General features: G+C 71.4%; 17 protein-coding genes and 1 pseudogene. 8 read left to right on the top strand and 10 right to left on the bottom strand.

The features are described from left to right. Positions 1–567 (top strand): methylated-DNA--[protein]-cysteine S-methyltransferase, encoded by a 567-nt coding sequence (locus OG963_RS32910; protein ID WP_093771799.1) that lies wholly within the window; start codon positions 1–3, stop codon positions 565–567. 69 nt (positions 568–636) lie between these two features. Next, complete coding sequence (locus OG963_RS32905; protein WP_093771797.1) at positions 637–1,929, top strand: MFS transporter; 1,293 nt, start codon at positions 637–639, stop codon at positions 1,927–1,929. 112 nt (positions 1,930–2,041) lie between these two features. On the opposite strand, the gene OG963_RS32900 is transcribed toward OG963_RS32905, so the two are convergent. Further along, positions 2,042–2,404 (bottom strand): cupin domain-containing protein, encoded by a 363-nt coding sequence (locus tag OG963_RS32900; RefSeq protein WP_362270913.1) that lies wholly within the window; start codon positions 2,402–2,404, stop codon positions 2,042–2,044. 151 nt (positions 2,405–2,555) lie between these two features. Here OG963_RS32900 and OG963_RS32895 point away from each other — a divergent pair, with 151 nt between their 5' ends. Together OG963_RS32895 and OG963_RS32890 are read left to right on the top strand one after the other, a co-directional pair. Beyond that, on the top strand, positions 2,556–3,536 hold the full coding sequence (locus tag OG963_RS32895) for a pseudouridine-5'-phosphate glycosidase (protein ID WP_093771795.1): 981 nt from the start codon (positions 2,556–2,558) through the stop codon (positions 3,534–3,536). Further along, positions 3,533–4,429, top strand: coding sequence for a PfkB family carbohydrate kinase (locus OG963_RS32890; protein WP_319325391.1), 897 nt, complete (start codon positions 3,533–3,535; stop codon positions 4,427–4,429). The genes OG963_RS32895 and OG963_RS32890 overlap by 4 nt, the downstream gene beginning before the upstream one ends. A 30-nt stretch (positions 4,430–4,459) precedes the next feature. On the opposite strand, the gene OG963_RS32885 is transcribed toward OG963_RS32890, so the two are convergent. The 3 genes from OG963_RS32885 to OG963_RS32875 all read right to left on the bottom strand — a co-directional run bounded on the left by OG963_RS32885 (position 4,460) and on the right by OG963_RS32875 (position 6,686). Then, complete coding sequence (locus OG963_RS32885) at positions 4,460–5,107, bottom strand: uridine kinase (protein WP_093771791.1); 648 nt, start codon at positions 5,105–5,107, stop codon at positions 4,460–4,462. A gap of 283 nt (positions 5,108–5,390) precedes the next feature. Continuing rightward, on the bottom strand, positions 5,391–5,906 hold the full coding sequence (locus OG963_RS32880; protein ID WP_371799754.1) for a cupin domain-containing protein: 516 nt from the start codon (positions 5,904–5,906) through the stop codon (positions 5,391–5,393). A gap of 111 nt (positions 5,907–6,017) precedes the next feature. Continuing rightward, entirely contained in the window at positions 6,018–6,686 is a 669-nt protein-coding gene (locus OG963_RS32875) for a helix-turn-helix domain-containing protein (protein WP_093771789.1), read from the bottom strand. An 86-nt stretch (positions 6,687–6,772) separates the two neighbouring features. Between OG963_RS32875 and OG963_RS32870 the strand changes: the two genes are divergently transcribed. Both OG963_RS32870 and OG963_RS32865 read left to right on the top strand, forming a co-directional pair. Next, entirely contained in the window at positions 6,773–7,984 is a 1,212-nt protein-coding gene (locus tag OG963_RS32870) for a pyridoxal phosphate-dependent aminotransferase (RefSeq protein WP_319325393.1), read from the top strand. Next, positions 7,981–8,634: a C39 family peptidase gene (locus tag OG963_RS32865; RefSeq protein WP_319325394.1), complete on the top strand. Its 654-nt coding sequence runs from the start codon at positions 7,981–7,983 to the stop codon at positions 8,632–8,634. Before OG963_RS32870 ends, OG963_RS32865 begins: the two co-directional genes overlap by 4 nt. A 290-nt stretch (positions 8,635–8,924) precedes the next feature. Here OG963_RS32865 and OG963_RS32860 read toward each other — a convergent pair. Then, positions 8,925–9,010: pseudogene (locus tag OG963_RS32860) on the bottom strand. Positions 9,011–9,042: 32 nt separating this feature from the next. Beyond that, complete coding sequence (locus OG963_RS32855) at positions 9,043–9,774, bottom strand: hypothetical protein (RefSeq protein WP_030919687.1); 732 nt, start codon at positions 9,772–9,774, stop codon at positions 9,043–9,045. A 264-nt stretch (positions 9,775–10,038) separates the two neighbouring features. Between OG963_RS32855 and OG963_RS32850 the strand changes: the two genes are divergently transcribed. Next, positions 10,039–10,509, top strand: coding sequence for a DUF3574 domain-containing protein (locus tag OG963_RS32850; protein ID WP_256223522.1), 471 nt, complete (start codon positions 10,039–10,041; stop codon positions 10,507–10,509). Positions 10,510–10,602: 93 nt separating this feature from the next. Here OG963_RS32850 and OG963_RS32845 read toward each other — a convergent pair whose 3' ends face one another. The 3 genes from OG963_RS32845 to OG963_RS32835 form a co-directional block, all read right to left on the bottom strand. Continuing rightward, complete coding sequence (locus tag OG963_RS32845) at positions 10,603–11,901, bottom strand: SWIM zinc finger family protein (RefSeq protein WP_093771785.1); 1,299 nt, start codon at positions 11,899–11,901, stop codon at positions 10,603–10,605. Next, complete coding sequence (locus tag OG963_RS32840; protein WP_371799753.1) at positions 11,898–14,867, bottom strand: DEAD/DEAH box helicase; 2,970 nt, start codon at positions 14,865–14,867, stop codon at positions 11,898–11,900. Before OG963_RS32840 ends, OG963_RS32845 begins: the two co-directional genes overlap by 4 nt. Before the next feature lie 108 nt (positions 14,868–14,975). Continuing rightward, on the bottom strand, positions 14,976–15,929 hold the full coding sequence (locus OG963_RS32835) for a slipin family protein (RefSeq protein ID WP_037822143.1): 954 nt from the start codon (positions 15,927–15,929) through the stop codon (positions 14,976–14,978). 192 nt (positions 15,930–16,121) lie between these two features. On the opposite strand from OG963_RS32835, the gene OG963_RS32830 reads away from it, so the two are divergent. Next, positions 16,122–16,469, top strand: coding sequence for a hypothetical protein (locus OG963_RS32830; protein ID WP_030919672.1), 348 nt, complete (start codon positions 16,122–16,124; stop codon positions 16,467–16,469). A gap of 25 nt (positions 16,470–16,494) precedes the next feature. Here the strand turns inward: OG963_RS32830 and OG963_RS32825 are convergent, their stop codons facing one another. Continuing rightward, complete coding sequence (locus OG963_RS32825; protein WP_093771781.1) at positions 16,495–16,920, bottom strand: DoxX family protein; 426 nt, start codon at positions 16,918–16,920, stop codon at positions 16,495–16,497. Between the last annotated feature and the right edge of the window lie 117 nt (positions 16,921–17,037).

Genomic DNA, 17,037 nt, shown 5'->3' with positions numbered 1-17,037 from the left:
ATGAACAGCAACGGGGATGCCCGCGACGGCGCCGGTGGGACGGTCGAGTGGGCCGTCGTCGGCAGCGACATCGGGCCGCTGCTGCTCGCCGCGACGGGCACGGGGCTGGTGAGCGTCGTCTTCCACGCCGGCCCGTCGGTGCGGGACAGGGCGGTCGGGCAGCTGCGGGCGCGGCTCGGCGCGGAGCCGGTGGAGACACCTGGCTCCGCCCGCCTCACCGAGCCGATACGCCAGCTCGCCGAGTACTTCGCGGGTTCGTTGCGGGAGTTCTCCCTCCCGCTGGACTGGTCGCTGACGTCGGGCTTCAACCGTCAGGTGCTCCGCGAGCTCGCGGCGGGCGTGCCGTACGGAACGGTCGTCGGGTACGGGGATCTCGCGAGGCGTGTGGGGCAGCCGGGAGCGGCCCAGGCGGTCGGGACGGCCATGGGGTCCAACCCGCTGCCGGTGGTGGTTCCGTGCCACCGGGTGGTGGAGAGCGACGGGGGGCTCGGCGGCTTCGGCGGCGGCCTGGAGACCAAGCGGCAGCTGCTGGCGCTGGAGGGCGTCCTGCCGCAGCCACTGTTCTGAGGGCGCTCGCCACGGCCGCCCTCCCCGGACCTGTTTTCGCACCTGCATGCGAGCTGGCACACTCTGTCAGTGACCAACGCCCTCGACGCACCTGACACCCCCACCGGGCCCGGTTGTCCCGTCACCGCGGCGGAACTCCCTGCCTTGCGGCGCCGTACGTCGGCAGTGCTCATCGCCAGCCAGATACTCGGCGGGCTCGGCGTACCCATCGGAATCGCCCTGGCCCCTGTACTGGCGACGGAGGTGAGCGGCTCGGAGGCGCTGTCCGGTCTCGCCCCGACGGCGTCGGTTACCGGTACAGCGCTGCTGTCGCTGCCGCTGGCCGCGCTGATGGCCTCGCGGGGCCGGCGCCCCGGCCTCGTGCTGGCCTATCTGATCGGCGCGCTCGGCGCGGCCCTGGTGGTCCTGGCCACCGTCGTGGGCAGTTTCCCGTTGCTGCTGCTCGGCATGGCCGCGTTCGGTGCCGGTTCGTCGGCCAATCTGCAGGCCCGGTTCGCCGCCGCCGACCTGGCCGAGCCGGAACGCCGAGGACGAGCGATCTCCACCGTCATCTGGGCCACCACGATCGGTTCGGTCCTCGGGCCCAACATCGCGGCTCCGGCGGGTCATGTCTTCCGTGGCACATCCATATCCGAGACGGCCGGACCGTTCCTCATGGCGGCGGCCATCTTCCTGCTCGCCGCGGTGGTGGTCGGGGTGCTGCTGCGGCCCGATCCGCTGCTCACCGCACGTGCGCTGGCGCCGCAGGAGGGCAGTTCCGCGGGTGGCCGTTCGCTGCGTGCGGGCCTGGCGGCGGTGCGGGCCTCGCCGATGGCCCGGCTGGCGCTGCTGACGGTTGCCGTGTCGCACACCGCGATGGTCTCGATCATGGTGATGACCCCGGTCCACCTGGGCCACCACGGCGCGGACCTCGAGCTGATCGGCCTGGTCATCAGCGGGCACATCGCGGGCATGTACGCGTTCTCGCCGGTGATGGGCTGGCTCTCCGACAAGTTCGGACGGCTCACCGTGATCGGGCTGGCGGCCGGGCTGCTGTCGTGCGCCGCGCTGCTGGCCGGCACCGCCGGCCCCAGCCACGGCCGGACGGCCGCCGGGCTGTTCGTGCTCGGTCTCGGCTGGTCGGCGGGGCTGGTCGCCGGTTCGGCGCTGCTCACCGACTCCGTACCGCAGCCCGCCCGCGCCGCCGTGCAGGGCCTTTCGGACCTGACCATGAACACGGCGGCGGGCATCGGCGGCGCGGTCGCCGGGGTGATCGTCTCCCAGGCGAGCTACGGCTGGCTGAACGCGGTCGGCGCGTGCCTCTTGCTGCCGATGGCGGCACTCACGCTGCGCCGCGCGCTGGCCCGGCCCGCCGCGGCCTGACCGGGCGGGATCCGCAGCCCGGACACCGCAGGACGAGGTCCGCAGGGCGAGGCACCCCCGGCCGGACCGGGCAAGGCGCGGCAGGGCCGGGCCCGGGACGGACCTCGGGTCCTCAGAGGCTGATGTGGTACGCCTTGCGCAGCGTCTCGTGCACGGTCCAGGTCGTACGGTCGCCCTCGCGCAGGACACAGGCGTCGCCCGGACCGATCTGCAGTGTCGCGCCGTTCTCGACCGCGACGGTCGCGCGCCCGCTGACGACCACGAACAGTTCGTCGGCCTCGGTGTCGGTGACCACGCCCGGCGTGATCTGCCAGATGCCCCGCACCTGCTTGCCGTCGGCGGACTCCCACAGCACCTTGCCGGTCACCACGGGCTCGCCCGACACGATCTGCCCGGGGTCGAGCGGCTCCGGTTCGAGCTCGGCGTCGGGGACGTGTACGGCGAAGGAGGCGGGAGCTTGATCAAATGTGGTCATGGCCGGTCACCCTAGCGACCGCCGCAGGACGTCTCGCGATCAGGACCGGCCGGAGGGAGCCGGACCGGTCCAGCTCGTGCCGCACGGTCCGGCGGCTGTTCGGGCCCCGGGTCACGTTTGAGGGAAGCCCGGCCGCGACAGGGATGTGGACATGTCACTGAATGCGCCGGACAACACCCACCCGTACGTACCGGTCCTCTCAGCCGAGGTGCAGGAAGCCCTCGCCACGCACCGCCCCGCCGTGGCCCTGGAGTCGACGATCATCGCCCACGGCCTGCCGCGCCCCCGGAATCGGCAGGTCGCGGAAGAGCTGGAGGAGCTCGTGCGGTCCGGGGGCGCCGTCCCCGCGACCATCGCCGTACTGGACGGACGAGCCCATATCGGCCTGGACAAGGACCAGTTGGAAAGGGTTGCCGAGGATCCGGCGATGCGGAAGCTCGGGCACCGGGACCTGGCACCGGCGCTGGCGGCCGGTGCGAGCGGGGCGACGACCGTGTCCGCGACCGCGTTCCTCGCGGCCCGCGCGGGCCTGTGCGTCTTCGCGACCGGCGGCCTCGGCGGCGTACACCGGGACTGGACCTCGACCCAGGACGAGTCCGCGGATCTCCGGCTGCTCGCCCGCACCGACATCACGATGGTGTGCGCCGGCGTGAAGTCGATCCTGGACGTCCCGGCCACGCTGCAGCGCCTGGAGACGCTCGGGGTCGGAGTGCTCGGCTACGGCACGGAGCACTTCCCCGGCTTCTATCTGAGCAGTTCGGGCGAGCCCGTCGACTGGACGGTGCGTTCCCCGGAGGAGGTCGTGGAGGTGATGCGGGCCAGGGAGACCCTGGGCGGCCCCGCCGCGGCACTGATCGTCGCCAACCCTGTCCCGCAGAAGGATCAGCTGGATCCCGCCCTGCACGACCGGGTGCTGGCTCAGGCACTGGACGCGTGCCGGGAGCGCGGCATCGTGGGGCAGGCCGTCACGCCGTTCCTGCTGGACCACCTGATGCAGCACACCGGAGGGGCCTCGCTGGAGGCCAACCTGGCGGCCGTGCGCGGAAACGTGTCCCTTGCCGCGCGGATCGCGGTTGCCCGGTCCGCCGCGGGACACGGAACCGCGGGGCCGAAGGAGGCGGCCGCGCAATGACCGGCGGCGCTCTTCTCGTCGTCGGGGACGTGGTCACGGACGTGGTGGCGCGGCACGGCGGGCCTCTCGTCCACGGCACGGACACGGTGGCCAGGATCAGCACACTGCCGGGTGGGGCCGGTGCCAACGTCGCCTGCTGGGCGGTGCGTTCGGGATGCCGGGACGTACGGCTGCTGGCACGGGTGGGCACCGACTCCGCCGGCTGGCACGAGGATGTGCTGCGCCGGGCGGGAGTACGTCCGCTGCTGGCCGTGGACGACGAGGCGCCGACCGCCACCGTCGTCGCGCTCGTCGACTCCACCGCCGAGCGCACCTTCCTCACCGACAGCGGCGCCGTGCTGCGTCTGGCCCCCGACAACTGGTCGCCTTCGATGCTCGACGGCATCGCGCATCTTCATGTCTCCGGCTACCTTCTCTTCGCCGCCACGAGTCGCGCCACGGCCCTGCTCGCCCTGCGGGAGGCCCGGCGGCGTGCCATCCCGGCGAGCGTGGACCCTGCCTCCGCGGGCTTCCTCGCCGAGCTCGGCGTCGGCCCTTTCCTGGCGGCCGTGGAGGGGACGGAGCTGCTGCTGCCGAACGCGGACGAGGCCCGGCTGCTCACCGGCCTCCCCGAAACGGCCGATGCCGCGGCGAAGTTGAGCCTCCTGGTTCCGAAGGTCGTCGTCACCCTGGGCGAGGAGGGAGCCCTGCTGGCCACCGGAGGAACGGTGACCGGGCGCGTCCCGGCGGTCCCGGTGCACGGAGCGGTGGACTCGACGGGGGCGGGCGACGCCTTCACCGGAGGGTTCCTTGCCGCGTGGCTGGCCGGGGCGGACGATGCCACGGCCGCGGCGGCGGGCTGCCGGTCGGGCGCCGAGGCGGTCACGACCGTCGGCGGCCGCCCCGGCATGTGACCCCGAGGCCTTTTCCGGACGGGACAGCCTCTAACCCTCCTGGGGCAGACCGGTCCAGGCCGGGTGGAGCGGATCGTCGGCCCGGACGACCGCGTCCGCACGCCCGGCGGGTGCCACCTCGTCCTCGTACCGCGCGAAGGCGGGCAGGGTCCACCGCTCGCTGTCCTCGGTACGCCGCCGCAAAGCGCCCGGCGAGAGCCGCAGGTGGACGCTCACGTCGAACGGGAACCAGTGCCCGAGCAGCAACGGCCCGTGGACCACCAGCACTCCGCCCTCCGGGAGCCGCTGATACGGGCTGCGGGTCGCCCGGTCCGTCGCCGGGTCCCAGAGATCGGGCAGCACGCGTCCGCTGCCGCCCGCCTCCAGCGGCCCGAAGACCTCGCGCCAGAGCGCACCCGTGTCGAACCAGCTGTCGAAGTACGAGTCGGGGTCCTCCTTGCCGTACTCGTACCGCAGACTCGCCGGGCGCAGGAACCCCTGGGTGGAGACGACGAACACCGCACGACCGCGGATCCGCAGCGCCTCGGCGACACGCTCCGCCAGCTCTCCGGTGCGGGCGGCCGGAGCGCCGTCGACGGCGACCTTGAGCCACGGCCCGCCGTCGGCCGGCCTCAGCCCGTCGGCGTGCGCGGCGAACGCTTCGGCCAGCCGTTCCCAGGTGATCGGTTCGAGTCGCACCCGTCCATCATCGCTCCCGGCGTCCGCGCGTCGGCGCCGGCCGTCCCGTCGACGGGGATCTCGCTCGTCGGATCCGTCGGCGGCGACGACACAGGCGGCGAAGTGGTCGTCGGGCACGGACCGGACGCTGTCGCGTTGCCGTCCGCCGCGCCTCGGGAGAGGGGCTCCCCTCGGTTGCACTCCTGATCCGCAGCGGTGGGCGCCGAGCGGATCAGAAGGCCTACGGGGAGACGCTCGCCGACCGACGGCCGGCGACGGCGGTGTGCGAGCGTCTCACGCCATGTCACTTCTTCGCGCCGCAGTCCACCACATCGGCGTCGTCGGAGAGCGCACTGCCCTCGGGCAGGAGATAGGTCACCCAGAGCACGACCGGCTCGGTGCCGAGGTTACGTCCGATGTGGCGGTGGTGGGCGCCGGCCGGCTCGATGAACGACGTACCCGCGGGCGTCACCTCGACCGAGCAGTCGTCCAGTGTGCGCGTCAGCGTCCCCGACTTGACGACGGCGATCAACTGACCGCTGTGGGTGTGCCAGCCGGTGGAGCCGCCCGGCTCCACGGTGATCGTCCGGAAGGTGACATCCGTACGGCCCCTCGGCGTCTTGACCTTCAACTTCCCGGTCGACGTGCCCTTCGCGACCACCGTGCCGCTCACCCCGCTGCCGGGGGTGGCGACGGCCGCCGACGGTGCGAAACCGAGTGCGGCCACGCAGCCGCCGACTACCAGAGCCTTGCCCAGTCGCACCTGCTGCCCATGCTGCTCCTGGCGTTCCCGTCGTTCCTGTTGTCTGCCGATCCTCATGCGAATCCTCTCCGCCTCGACGTCCAGGACATCCCAAATGCCCCCACGCTACCCGGAAGTTGATACGCGGAATCATCCGGACACGACGGTCGTACGACAGTCACATGCCGGTCATTCGCCCCGAAGCTCTCCGGCCAGCGGCCCCTCGCCCACGACCTCGATCCGTCCGTCCTTCACGGCCTCGGCGAGCGTGCACTCGCCCCGCCCGAGCGCGAGACAGAGCTCGACGTCGAGCGTGATCCGGGCGTCGGCGTGAGCGGCGGGCCCGTCCCCGTACACCCCCTCGCCGTCGACCGGGCCGCCCACCCGCACGTGGAACTCCCCCTCGTCGAGGTGGACTTCGACGACTCCCTCGTGAGCCAGCCCGTCCAGCACCCGCAACAGCGGAAGCGCGAACCAGTGGGCCCGCACCGCATCCGTCGGCCGCCGCTCGCCGATCGCGGGCGCACCCCACTCGGCGAGCGCGGCGAGGACCGGCAGCAACCCGTGACCGCGCTCGGTCAGTTCGTACACCGAGGCGGCGGCGGGCGGCGGCAGCCGTCGGCGGGTGGCCAGGCCGCTCTGCTCCATGTCCTTGAGGCGGGACGCGAGGACGTCCGTACTGACGCCGGGAAGGTCGGCGTGCAGATCGGTGTAGCGGCGTGGCCCGGCCAGCAGTTCACGGACTATCAGCAGGGTCCACCGGTCTCCGACGGAGTCGAGGGCCCGGGCGGTGGCGCAGAACTGGTCGTAACTCCGGCGGCGCGCGGAGCGTGCGGGCGGCTGCTGCTGACGTGGCATGCGACGCAGTCTAGACATGTTGTTGGACTTTCCAAGCCCGAGCTTGGTAAAACCAAGTATCGCAATCAGGTCGGGGAGGCCACCGCATGGAGTTCCGGCAGTCCAGCAAGCTCAACGAGGTCTGTTACGAGATCCGGGGCCCGGTCATCGAGCACGCCAACGCCCTGGAGGAGGCGGGCCACAGCGTGCTCCGCCTCAACACGGGCAACCCCGCGCTCTTCGGTTTCGAGGCGCCGGAGGAGATCGTCCAGGACATGATCCGGATGCTCCCGCAGGCCCACGGCTACAGCGATTCGCGCGGCATCCTCTCCGCCCGTCGTGCGGTGGCGCAGCGCTACCAGGCGATGGGACTGACCGATGTCGGGGTGGACGACATCTTCCTCGGCAACGGGGTGTCCGAGCTGATCTCCATGTCCGTACAGGCGTTGCTGGAGGACGGCGACGAGGTACTGATCCCCTCACCCGACTATCCGCTGTGGACCGCGGTGGTCACCCTGGCGGGCGGCAAGGCCGTGCACTACACCTGCGACGAGGCATCGGACTGGAACCCGGACCTCGCCGACATGGCCTCGAAGATCACTGACCGCACCAAGGCCGTCGTGATCATCAACCCGAACAACCCGACCGGCGCCGTCTATCCGCGCGAGATCCTCGAAGGCATCCTCGACCTGGCACGCCGGCACGGTCTGCTGGTCCTCGCCGACGAGATCTACGACCAGATCCTGTACGACGACGCCGAGCACCACAGTGTGGCGGTCCTCGCCCCCGACCTGGTCTGCCTCACCTTCAGCGGTCTGTCCAAGACGTACCGGGTGGCAGGGTTCCGCTCCGGCTGGATGGTGGTGTCGGGTCCGCAGCAGCACGCCCGCAACTATCTGGAGGGCCTCACCATGCTCGCCTCCATGCGGCTGTGCCCGAACGCGCCCGCCCAGTACGCCATTCAGGCCGCGCTCGGCGGCCGGCAGTCCATCCATGAGCTGGTGGCGCCGGGCGGCAGGCTGTACGAGCAGCGCAACCGGGCCTGGGAGAAGCTGAACGAGATCCCAGGGGTGTCGTGCGTGAAGCCGAAGGGGGCGCTGTACGCGTTTCCGCGCATCGATCCGAAGGTGCACAACATCGTCGACGACGAGAAGTTCGTCCTCGATCTGCTGCTGCGCGAGAAGATCCAGGTGGTGCAGGGCACCGGCTTCAACTGGCCGCGTCCCGACCACTTCCGGATCCTGACCCTCCCGTACGCTGACGATCTCGACGCGGCGATCAGCCGCATCGGCCGCTTCCTGAACGGATACCGTCAGTGACCTGTCCCGCCTGCCGGCTGCCCGTCCACACGCAGTTCGCCTCGCCCGCGCTCGTCGGCCCGATCGTCGAGGGTGGACTCGATCCGGCCGACGACCCGGGCTGGGCGGACTCCGGGGCGGACTCACCCGCCGAGTACGCGCGCTGGGCAGGTCACCTGTGCGGTGTGACTTGTCTGCGCATGGCGCTCGGCGCCGGTGCCCCGTCGCTGTTCGCCCTGCGTGACGGGGCGCTCAAGTACGGCGCGTACACGGAGGATGCGGAGGGGGCGATCCGGGGCCTGGTCTACGCGCCCTTCGCGGAGTACGTGCGGGAGGTGCACGGCCTCGAAGCGACCGTCCACCGTCACCTGTCGACGGACGAGATCGTGGCCCTGCTGGACGAGGGGCGGACGGTGATGGCGTCGGTGCACTACGGGATCCGGCATCCGGAACGGCCCGCTCCGGGCCGGGGCGGGCATCTGGTACTGGTGACGTCCCGTACGCCGGACGGCAACGGCATCCATTTCCACAACCCGTCGGGCACGACGGCCACGACTCGGGCTGCGGAACTGCCCCTGTCGGACTTCGAGCGATTCTTCGCCGGACGCGGGGTGTCGCTCGCCGGCGACACACGACAGGGGTCGCAGACGGGAGCGGACCCGGGGGCGTAGCCGGCCCCCGGGCCCTGAGTGATGCCGCCCATTCGGCACGCCGGCACTTTTAAGAGCCCGGGTCAGTCGTAATGTCGCCGCGTCCTCCCTTTAGACGACCGCAGATCGAAGCTCCGCGGGTTGGAGTCGAACCAACATCTCGACGCGCATGGGCCCGAGCCCGTTTGATCCGGCGATCGGCGGCGAATGCTGAGTCTGGAGCAAGAGTCTGAGATTGATCGCGGTCTGCCTCTGCCATTTGGGCCACCCCGGCCCGTATGACCGCACCGACCGAATCGGTGCGGCCCGAATGCCGGGGGGAGGACTCGAACCTCCACCGGAACCGCGTCGTCACGACAAGCTTCAGTTTCAGCTTGCGCTCCTCGCGCACCCCGGCCGTGACGATGTGGCCGGGGAATCCATGGTCGGCTACCCGAAGAGGTAACCGAATACCGCGTCACCCACCCGCTGGTCGGTGACCTCCACGCCGTTGGCCTCCTCGCGGGCGAACTTCACGGCCTGCTGGAGCTTCTCCACCCGGTCCAGGAGTTCATTGATACGCCGCGCGGGAAGAGCCCCGGAGAACTTCACGGTCGTCCAGTAACCGATCGGAACGTCCTCGTAGTACACCTCGACCTGCGCCGGGTGCTTCTCGGTGGCCTCCGCCTTGACATGGTTGCGGGGCACCTTCTTCGTACGGAGCGTCCGGACCGGCTCGGTCTTCCAGGAGTCCGTCGACGGGTCCTGTGTCCACGCCTCGGCGGCGTCGAGCACCGGCAGCTTGCGCACGAACGTGTTGATGTCCGTCAGCTGCTTCTCCAGGAAAAGCAGGTACGACACCGGGACATCGGCGACGAGCACCCGACCGTCGACCTTCACATCCGCGCGGGCCGCACAGTTCGCCCAGTCCTTCGTGGCGGTCACGTCGAAGAGCCGGGTCAGCGTCGCCGCGGTGTTCCGCAGCACGTCCTCGGCCTTGATCTGCACCGGTGTCGACTCCGGCGGGAGCTGCTCACCCTCTTCGTCCTTCGGCTGATAGGTCCGGGAGATCCCGGCCAGCAGCCCGGCCTTCTGGAGGCCGTGATGCGCCGCCGTCAGGTCCTGGTGAGCCTTGGACTTGACGCCTTTCTCCACTGCGATGATCTGATTGAGTTTCGCCACGTCGAGGAAGTTAGCACCGCCAATCCGCCCCGTACGAAGGGTTTTTGCGGCGGTGCTCCGCCTCCCGCGCACCTGCCTTCACCGGTACGGGTGGTTTCCACCCGATGCCCATGTCCTGCCGCTCTCCGGAGGGGGCTCACTTGCCACAGTGAGCCGCGCGCAGTCCGCGCCCCCTCCCGAAAGGCCCTTCCGTTGCCGCTCCTCCCCCACTCGACCGGCCACCACTGCAACGACAGCCCTGACGTCGGTGGCAGCCGGCACCGCCTGAAGCAGCACACCGCGCTGACCGCGGCGGCCGCCGCCCTCGCCGTACTGGCCGTGGGCACACCCTTCGCCTACGCCACACTGGGCAACGGCTCGCCCGCCGCCCCGCAGTCCGCTCCGTCGGGCGTCGTCGCCCGCGGCAAGGCCTACATCGAGACCAGGCTGTTCTTCGGAACGGAACGCCCGGACGGTGGACCTGCTGTGACCGACCAGCAGTTCCTGGCCTTCGTCGACGAGGAGGTCACCCCGCGCTTCCCGAGGGGCCTGACCATCCAGGACGGCCGCGGTCAGTGGCGGGACTCCCACGGGGAGATCGAGCGGGAGCGCAGTTACGAACTGATCCTGCTCTACCCGGCGACCGAGGCACGCCTGCGCGACGAGCAGATCGAGCGGATCCGCAACGCGTACGAGAACGCGTACGCCCAGGACTCGGTGGCCCGGCTGGAAGAGCGCACGACCGCCGACTTCTGACCGGATCCGAGCCGACTGACCGTCGCCCGCTGTCTGCGGAGCCGACAGCCGGCCTCGAGGACCGATACGGGGTGGGCCAGGGGGCTCCGGTGGTCAACGGCCGAGCAGCGCCGTGAGTGCGCCCACCGGGTCCACGTCCGGCGTGGCGCGGGGCCACCAGTCGTCCTTGCCCCGGTCCGACTCATAGCCGTACCAGCGGCCGTCGTGGCCGAAGCGGAGCTGGAGTGTGCCGCCGGGGTGGGTGAGGTGGTTGCGCCAGGGCTGGAAGCGGGGGAAGTCGGCGGCCGCGAGGGCGGGGCGGGCCCGGTCGAAGGGGCCGGCCGGGGGGTCCCACGGCGTTTCCAGGACGTCCAGGCCCTCGGCGCCGCCCTGGCGCCAGGCGGCGACGGCGCGGGCCAGGTCGGTGGTGGTGCGGCCGGTGGCGAAGGCCAGTTCCCGGTAGAGGGCGCGGGTGGTGGCGGTGAGTCCGGCGGTGGGGCGGGCCGCGGCCAGCCGGACGGCGTCCTGCCAGGGAGTGAGCCCGCAGAGGGGGTCCTGACCGGTGGTGAGGAGGGCGTGCGCGCGGGCGGCCGCGTCCGTGGCGAGGTGGTCGAGGGAGAGCGGATCGCGGGCGCCGGGCAGCGGCGGGTACGAGGGTGGCTGGCCGGGCTGTGACGGTACCGGGAGCGGGGCGGGCAGCGGCGGGAGGAAGCGGTCGGCCAGGGCCTCGCGCGCCGGCACGGAAGGAGTGGTGGGGGCCGTGGGGCGTTCCCGGGCACCGTGCGCCGCGCTGCGCCGGCCCAGCTCCTCGACGAGTTCGCGCTCACCGCGGCCGCGCAGCAGCAGGAGGACGAACGGGTCGGTGTCCAGCAGGCGGGCCATCTGGTAGCAGAGGGCGGCGACGTGCTTGCAGGGCCAGCCGTGGTCGGGACAGGAGCAGCTCGGGTCGAGGTCGTTCGCGGCGGGCAGCAGCCCGGTGCCGGTCTCGGCCGCCGTGTCGACGAGGGTGGGCGGCACCTCCTTGGCGAGCAGCGCGGCGAGATGGTCGGGCCGGGCGGCCACGGCGTCGAGGAAGGTGTCCCAGCCGGTGTCGGTGAGGGGGCGCAGCCGCAGCTCGGCGCGGTACGGACGGGCGCGGCTGCCCTGGACGTAGGCGACGACGCGGCCGGGGGTGACCGTGATGGCGGCGACATGGCCGCTGTCGGCGTAGGTACGGCCGCGGGCGAGCCGGCCCTCGTCCATCGACAGGGACTCCAGCGCCGCCACCCAGGACCGCCCCCACCACGTGTCCGCGAACGGTTCGTCGCCGTGGGACGTGCGGGGCGGAACCGCCTCGAAGGTGCGCCGCAGGTCGTCGGGGCCGGGGCGGGCCCTGACGTAGGACGGGGACGGGGGCCGGGAGCGGGGGCTCATGTGGGCCTCCGGAGCGAGACGAGATCGGCGAGGTCTCGGTCGCTGAGTTCGGTCAGCGCGGTCTCTCCGCTGCCTAGGATCGCGTCGGCCAGGGCCTGCTTGGCCGCCAGCATCTCGCCGATCCGGTCCTCCACGGTCCCTTCAGCGATCAGCCGGTGCACCTGGACGGGCTGTGTCTGCCCGATGCGGTACGCACGGTCCGTGGCCTGTTCCTCGACGGCCGGGTTCCACCAGCGGTCGTAGTGGATCACGTGTGCGGCGCGGGTGAGGTTCAGCCCGGTGCCGGCCGCCTTGAGAGAGAGCAGGAAGACGGGTACCTCGCCGGACTGGAAGCGGTCCACCATCCGTTCCCGCTCGGCCACCGGCGTACCGCCGTGCAGTAGCTGGGAGGGGACGGCGCGCGAGGCGAGGTGCGCGGAGAGGATGCGGGCCATCGTCACGTACTGGGTGAAGATCAGCACGGAGCCGTCCTCGGCGAGGATCGTGTCGAGCAGCTCGTCGAGCAGAGCGAGCTTGCCGGAGCGGCCGATGAGGCGGGTCGGCTCCTCCTTCAGATACTGCGCCGGGTGGTTGCAGATCTGCTTGAGCGAGGCCAGCAGCTTCATGATCAGACCGCGGCGGGCGATTCCTTCCGAGGCCTCGATGAACGCCATGGTCTCGCGCACCGCCGCCTCGTAGAGCGTGGCCTGTTCGCGGGTGAGGAAGACGGGGTGGTCGGTCTCCGTCTTGGGCGGCAGCTCCGGGGCGATGCCCGGGTCGGACTTCTTACGGCGCAGGAGGAACGGCCTGACCAGCCGGGAAAGGCGCTCGACCGCTTCGTCGTTGCCGAGTCCTGCCGCGGTGCCGGTGTTCTCGACGATCCGCGCGTGCCGGGCGCGGAACGCCTTGAGCGGGCCGAGCAGTCCTGGAGTGGTCCAGTCGAGCAGGGCCCAGAGCTCGGAGAGGTTGTTCTCCACGGGGGTGCCGGTGAGCGCGATCCTGGCCGGCGACGGGATGGTGCGGAGCGCCTTCGCCGTGGAGGAGTGCGGGTTCTTCACATGCTGCGCCTCGTCGGCGACGACAAGTCCCCAGCTGTGGGCGGCGAGTCGGGTCGCGCTGGAGCGCATCGTGCCGTACGTGGTGAGGACGAAGCCGCCGTCGGGGTCGTCGAGCGTGCGGCCGGTGCCGTGGAAGCGGCGCACGGGGACGCCGGGGGCGAATCGGTTGATCTCGCGGTGCCAGTTCCCGAGGAGGGAGGCGGGGCAGATCACCAGGGTGGGTGCGGGGTGCGCGCGGTGCAGGTGGAGCGCGATGACGGTGATGGTCTTGCCGAGTCCCATGTCGTCGGCGAGGCAGCCGCCGAGACCCAACGATGTCATGCGGTCCAGCCAGGCCAGGCCGCGCAGTTGGTAGTCGCGGAGTGTAGCGTCCAGCCCTGGCGGCGGCTCGATGGCCGTGTCCTCGGCGAGGATGCGGGTACGGAGCTCGGCGAGTGCACCGGCCGGCACCGCCTCAACCTGCTCGCCGTCCACCTCCGCGCTGCCGGTGAGCGCGACGGCGAGGGCGTCCACCGGATCGAGCAGCCCGAGCTCCCGCTTGCGCGCCTTGCGTACGAGCGCGGGGTCGACGACGACCCACTGGTCCCGTAGGCGCACCACCGGCCGGTGGGCCTCCGCGAGGATGTCCATCTCCCGCTCGCTGAGCTGTTCGTCACCGAGGGACAACTGCCAGTTGAAGGCGAAGAGCTGCTCGGCGTCGAAGAACGAGGTGCCGTCGGTGGCCGAGCCGGGTGCGGGCCGGACCACGGCGACGGCGGTCAGGGAACGGACGAGCTCGCGCGGCCAGTGGACGCTCACACCGGCCTGCGCCAACCGCGCCCCGGCGTCGCTCAGCAGCTCGTACAGTTCGTCCTCGGTCAGAGCGAGCACATCGGGGACCGGCTGGTCCAGCAGCCGTTCCAACGGCGCCCAGACGCGGGCGGCACGACGCAGCGCGAGCACGGCGTCGATCCTGGCCCGGGGGCCGAACGGCTCTCCTGCGTCGCCGTTCCACAGTGCGGCGGCGTCGATGACGTACGTCGGGTCGGCCAGGCTGTGCACCTGCGTGATCGCCGCGGCGGCGTGCCGGGCGGCGCCCGGGCGAACCTCCTCGGAGACACCGGAGGCCTCGGGCCCGTCGGTGCGGGCTGCGGTTTCGTCGACCGCATCCTGAGCGTCGGGGTTGCCGTGGGTGTCGGCCGTGTCGAAGAGCTCGTACGCCGACAGGTCGAGGCGGAGCGACACCCGTACCCCCGCGTCCAGACCCGCCGCGACCTCGACGGCCCAGTCGCCGGCCCGGGGCAGGTGCTGGGCCTCGCGGGCCGCGAAGGGGGCACCCGTCGCGTACGCCGCAGCGGGCGTCCGGGGCAGGGTGTCGGCGACCGCGTCGAGGAAGGCGCCGAGCAGCGACTCGGGATCGGGAAGCCGGAGCGGTGTGCCCTCCGGGAGCGGGACGGCGTAGGCCTCGCTCGGCATGGCGGCGGCGACGGCCCGCAGGTGGGCGATGTCCTCGGCGTCGCGCGGTCCGGCCCGCCAGGCGTCGTGGCCGTCGGCCGTCAGGCCGGGGACCAGCCTGCCGCGCGCGACCAGGTTGAGCGCATGGAGTGCGGCCGCGCCCCAGCAGCGCGCGGCCGGGTGGGCGGACTGCTGCTGCCGGGCACGGGCCAGCAGGGGCACGGCATCGGCGACCGGCAGCAGCACGGCAGGTACCGTCCGGCGGTGGACGTCGCCCTGCTGTCCGTGGCGTCGCACCACCGTGATCTCGGTGGTCTCGGCCGTGGTCGGTCCCTGGGCGCCGCCGATCGCGGGCAGCGGTCCGCCGTCCGGGTCCCAGAAGGCGACGCGTCCCTCTCTCGGCAGTGGGGCGGGCAGGAAGACGGCAGCACAACGCAGGAGGCGGGCAGTTGCCGCGTCCTGCGTCAGTTGCTGTGCATGTGGTGCCGAGGTCATCGCTCCCCTCCCGTCCCGCCCTTGATCGTCCGATCCTCTCGATCTCACTCTCTCTGCGAGTCTAGGCGGGGGGTCCGACAACCGGTCTCGCGCCGGTATACGTGCAGGTCAGTGCCTGGCCAGCGGCTTGGAGCGAGTGACCCGCGCGGGCCCTGGCGGGGTCGGCGCAGGGGCGGGCGCAGACATCACGGGCGGCTGCTGCTGTGGCGACTGCGACTGCTGTTGCTCAGGCTGTGGCTGCTGCTGCGACTGTTGTCGCTGAGGCTGAGCCTGAAGCTGCGCTTGCTGCTGCGTCGATACGGGCTGCTGCGCCCGCTCCAGGAAGCGGAGCAGCTCCACCGGGAACGGCAGCACCAGCGTGGAGTTCTTCTCCGCAGCGACCGCGACCACGGTCTGCAGCAGTCGCAGCTGAAGCGCGGCCGGCTGGGAGGACATCTGCTTCGCCGCTTCGGCCAGCTTCTTCGATGCCTGGAGCTCGGCGTCCGCGTTGATGACACGCGCGCGCCGCTCCCGGTCGGCCTCGGCCTGACGCGCCATCGAGCGCTTCATCGTCTCCGGCAGCGAAACGTCCTTGATCTCCACCCGGTCGATCTGGACGCCCCACCCCACGGCCGGACTGTCGATCATGAGCTCCAGCCCTTGGTTCAGCTTCTCCCGGTTGGACAGCAGGTCATCCAGGTCACTCTTGCCGATGATCGAGCGCAACGATGTCTGCGCCATCTGCGACACCGCGAACTGGTAGTCCTCCACCTCCACGACCGCGCTGGCCGCGTCGACCACCTTGAAGTAGATGACCGCGTCCACCCGCACCGTCACGTTGTCCCGTGTGATGCCGTCCTGCGCGGGCACCGGCATCGTCACGATCTGCATGTTGACCTTGTGCAGCCGCTCGATACCGGGAAGCACCATGGTGAATCCCGGTCCGCGCACATCGTTGCGCAGCCTGCCGAGCCTCAGCACGACGCCCCGTTCGTACTGCTTGACGATCTTCGCAGCCGCCGCCACGTAGACCACACCCACGGACGCCGCCGCCACCAGGGCGACCACCAGTTCTTGGACCATGACGGCCCCCTGCCAGCCGGATACATGCGCTTCATGCCGCTATTACCACGGTATGCCCCATTTGAACACCGGGCGAACATGGGTCGGCTCCACGGTCACCCGGCAGGCCGCGCACCGGATGCCGGGGCGGCCGGTAACGGGCAGCGTGACTAGCGGTACAGATGAGCCGGACGAGACAGACGAGGACCACCCATGCCTGTGATCGACCACCGACGCCGTCGTTTCGGCATCGCCGCCGGGACCGCGCTCCTGACCGTCACCGTCGCGGGCTGTTCCGGCCTGGGCCGCACCGCGGTCGGGCCGGTCACCTACGTCACCGAGCGCGACGCGGTGATCATGGTGAACAGTCCCTCCGTCAAGGGCTGCCACCAGCTCGCCCCGGCGGGCGCCAAGGAAGTGCTGAACGGGACCCTGATCGACATCATCCTGTACCGCACGCGCGACTGCACGGGTCCCGGGACGACGTACGTCGCCACGACGCTCGCCGACGTCAATCCGCCGAGCGCCCTCCCCTGGCGCAGCTTCAGCACCGTCCACTGACGGGGCGCCGGCCCCGGACCCACCCCTAGGCGCGCCGACGCACGAGCGCGATCAGCTGTGCCGTACTGTCCTGCCGGTCCCGGGCGATCAGGACGACCAGCACGATGAGCAGCGCCGGCATGATCGCGTTCACCGGGTCGAGCAGCGTGAGCTGGACGACGGACGCTCCGGCCAGCAGCCCGACGAAGGCCATCGCCGCCACCCCGGACAGCAGGGGCACCAGCAGGGCGACGGCGCCCGCCATCTCCAGGGCTCCGATCAGGTACATCGCGCCATGGCCCCAGCCCATCCGGTCGAAGGACTCGATCGCGGACTCATGGGCGATCAGCTTGGCGAACGCGCTGAAGGCGAAGAACAGGGCGAGCACGACCCGTGCGGCGGTGAGCGCGACCGCACCCCGGCCGCGTGCCGCGGTCGCCCCGGTTGCGGTGTTCATCGTGGTCTCGGACATCCGGGTCTCCTCGGGAGGCGCTCGCGTGGTGTTGCGTACGCAGGAAAAGACCCCACAGCGGTCCGGAACTCATCGCATCCCGGAGGGCCGATCTTCTCGGTTCCCGTGGCTCCGGCA

Origin of the sequence: Streptomyces sp. NBC_01707, assembly GCF_041438805.1 — a bacterium.
GTDB lineage: Bacteria > Actinomycetota > Actinomycetes > Streptomycetales > Streptomycetaceae > Streptomyces.
The sequence above is the reverse complement of the archived record's forward strand: the minus strand, read 5'-3'. Positions and strand labels throughout refer to the sequence as shown.

What these genes read in the sequence shown, in the direction of transcription:
- OG963_RS32910 (WP_093771799.1), top strand. Translation starts at nt 1, where the DNA reads ATGAACAGCAACGGGGATGCCCGCGACGGCGCCGGTGGGACGGTCGAG.
- OG963_RS32900 (WP_362270913.1), bottom strand. Translation starts at nt 2,404, where the DNA reads ATGACCACATTTGATCAAGCTCCCGCCTCCTTCGCCGTACACGTCCCC.
- OG963_RS32895 (WP_093771795.1), top strand. Translation starts at nt 2,556, where the DNA reads ATGTCACTGAATGCGCCGGACAACACCCACCCGTACGTACCGGTCCTC.
- OG963_RS32890 (WP_319325391.1), top strand. Translation starts at nt 3,533, where the DNA reads ATGACCGGCGGCGCTCTTCTCGTCGTCGGGGACGTGGTCACGGACGTG.
- OG963_RS32880 (WP_371799754.1), bottom strand. Translation starts at nt 5,906, where the DNA reads ATGAGGATCGGCAGACAACAGGAACGACGGGAACGCCAGGAGCAGCAT.
- OG963_RS32875 (WP_093771789.1), bottom strand. Translation starts at nt 6,686, where the DNA reads ATGCCACGTCAGCAGCAGCCGCCCGCACGCTCCGCGCGCCGCCGGAGT.
- OG963_RS32870 (WP_319325393.1), top strand. Translation starts at nt 6,773, where the DNA reads ATGGAGTTCCGGCAGTCCAGCAAGCTCAACGAGGTCTGTTACGAGATC.
- OG963_RS32845 (WP_093771785.1), bottom strand. Translation starts at nt 11,901, where the DNA reads ATGAGCCCCCGCTCCCGGCCCCCGTCCCCGTCCTACGTCAGGGCCCGC.
- OG963_RS32840 (WP_371799753.1), bottom strand. Translation starts at nt 14,867, where the DNA reads ATGACCTCGGCACCACATGCACAGCAACTGACGCAGGACGCGGCAACT.
- OG963_RS32835 (WP_037822143.1), bottom strand. Translation starts at nt 15,929, where the DNA reads ATGGTCCAAGAACTGGTGGTCGCCCTGGTGGCGGCGGCGTCCGTGGGT.
- OG963_RS32830 (WP_030919672.1), top strand. Translation starts at nt 16,122, where the DNA reads ATGCCTGTGATCGACCACCGACGCCGTCGTTTCGGCATCGCCGCCGGG.
- OG963_RS32825 (WP_093771781.1), bottom strand. Translation starts at nt 16,920, where the DNA reads ATGTCCGAGACCACGATGAACACCGCAACCGGGGCGACCGCGGCACGC.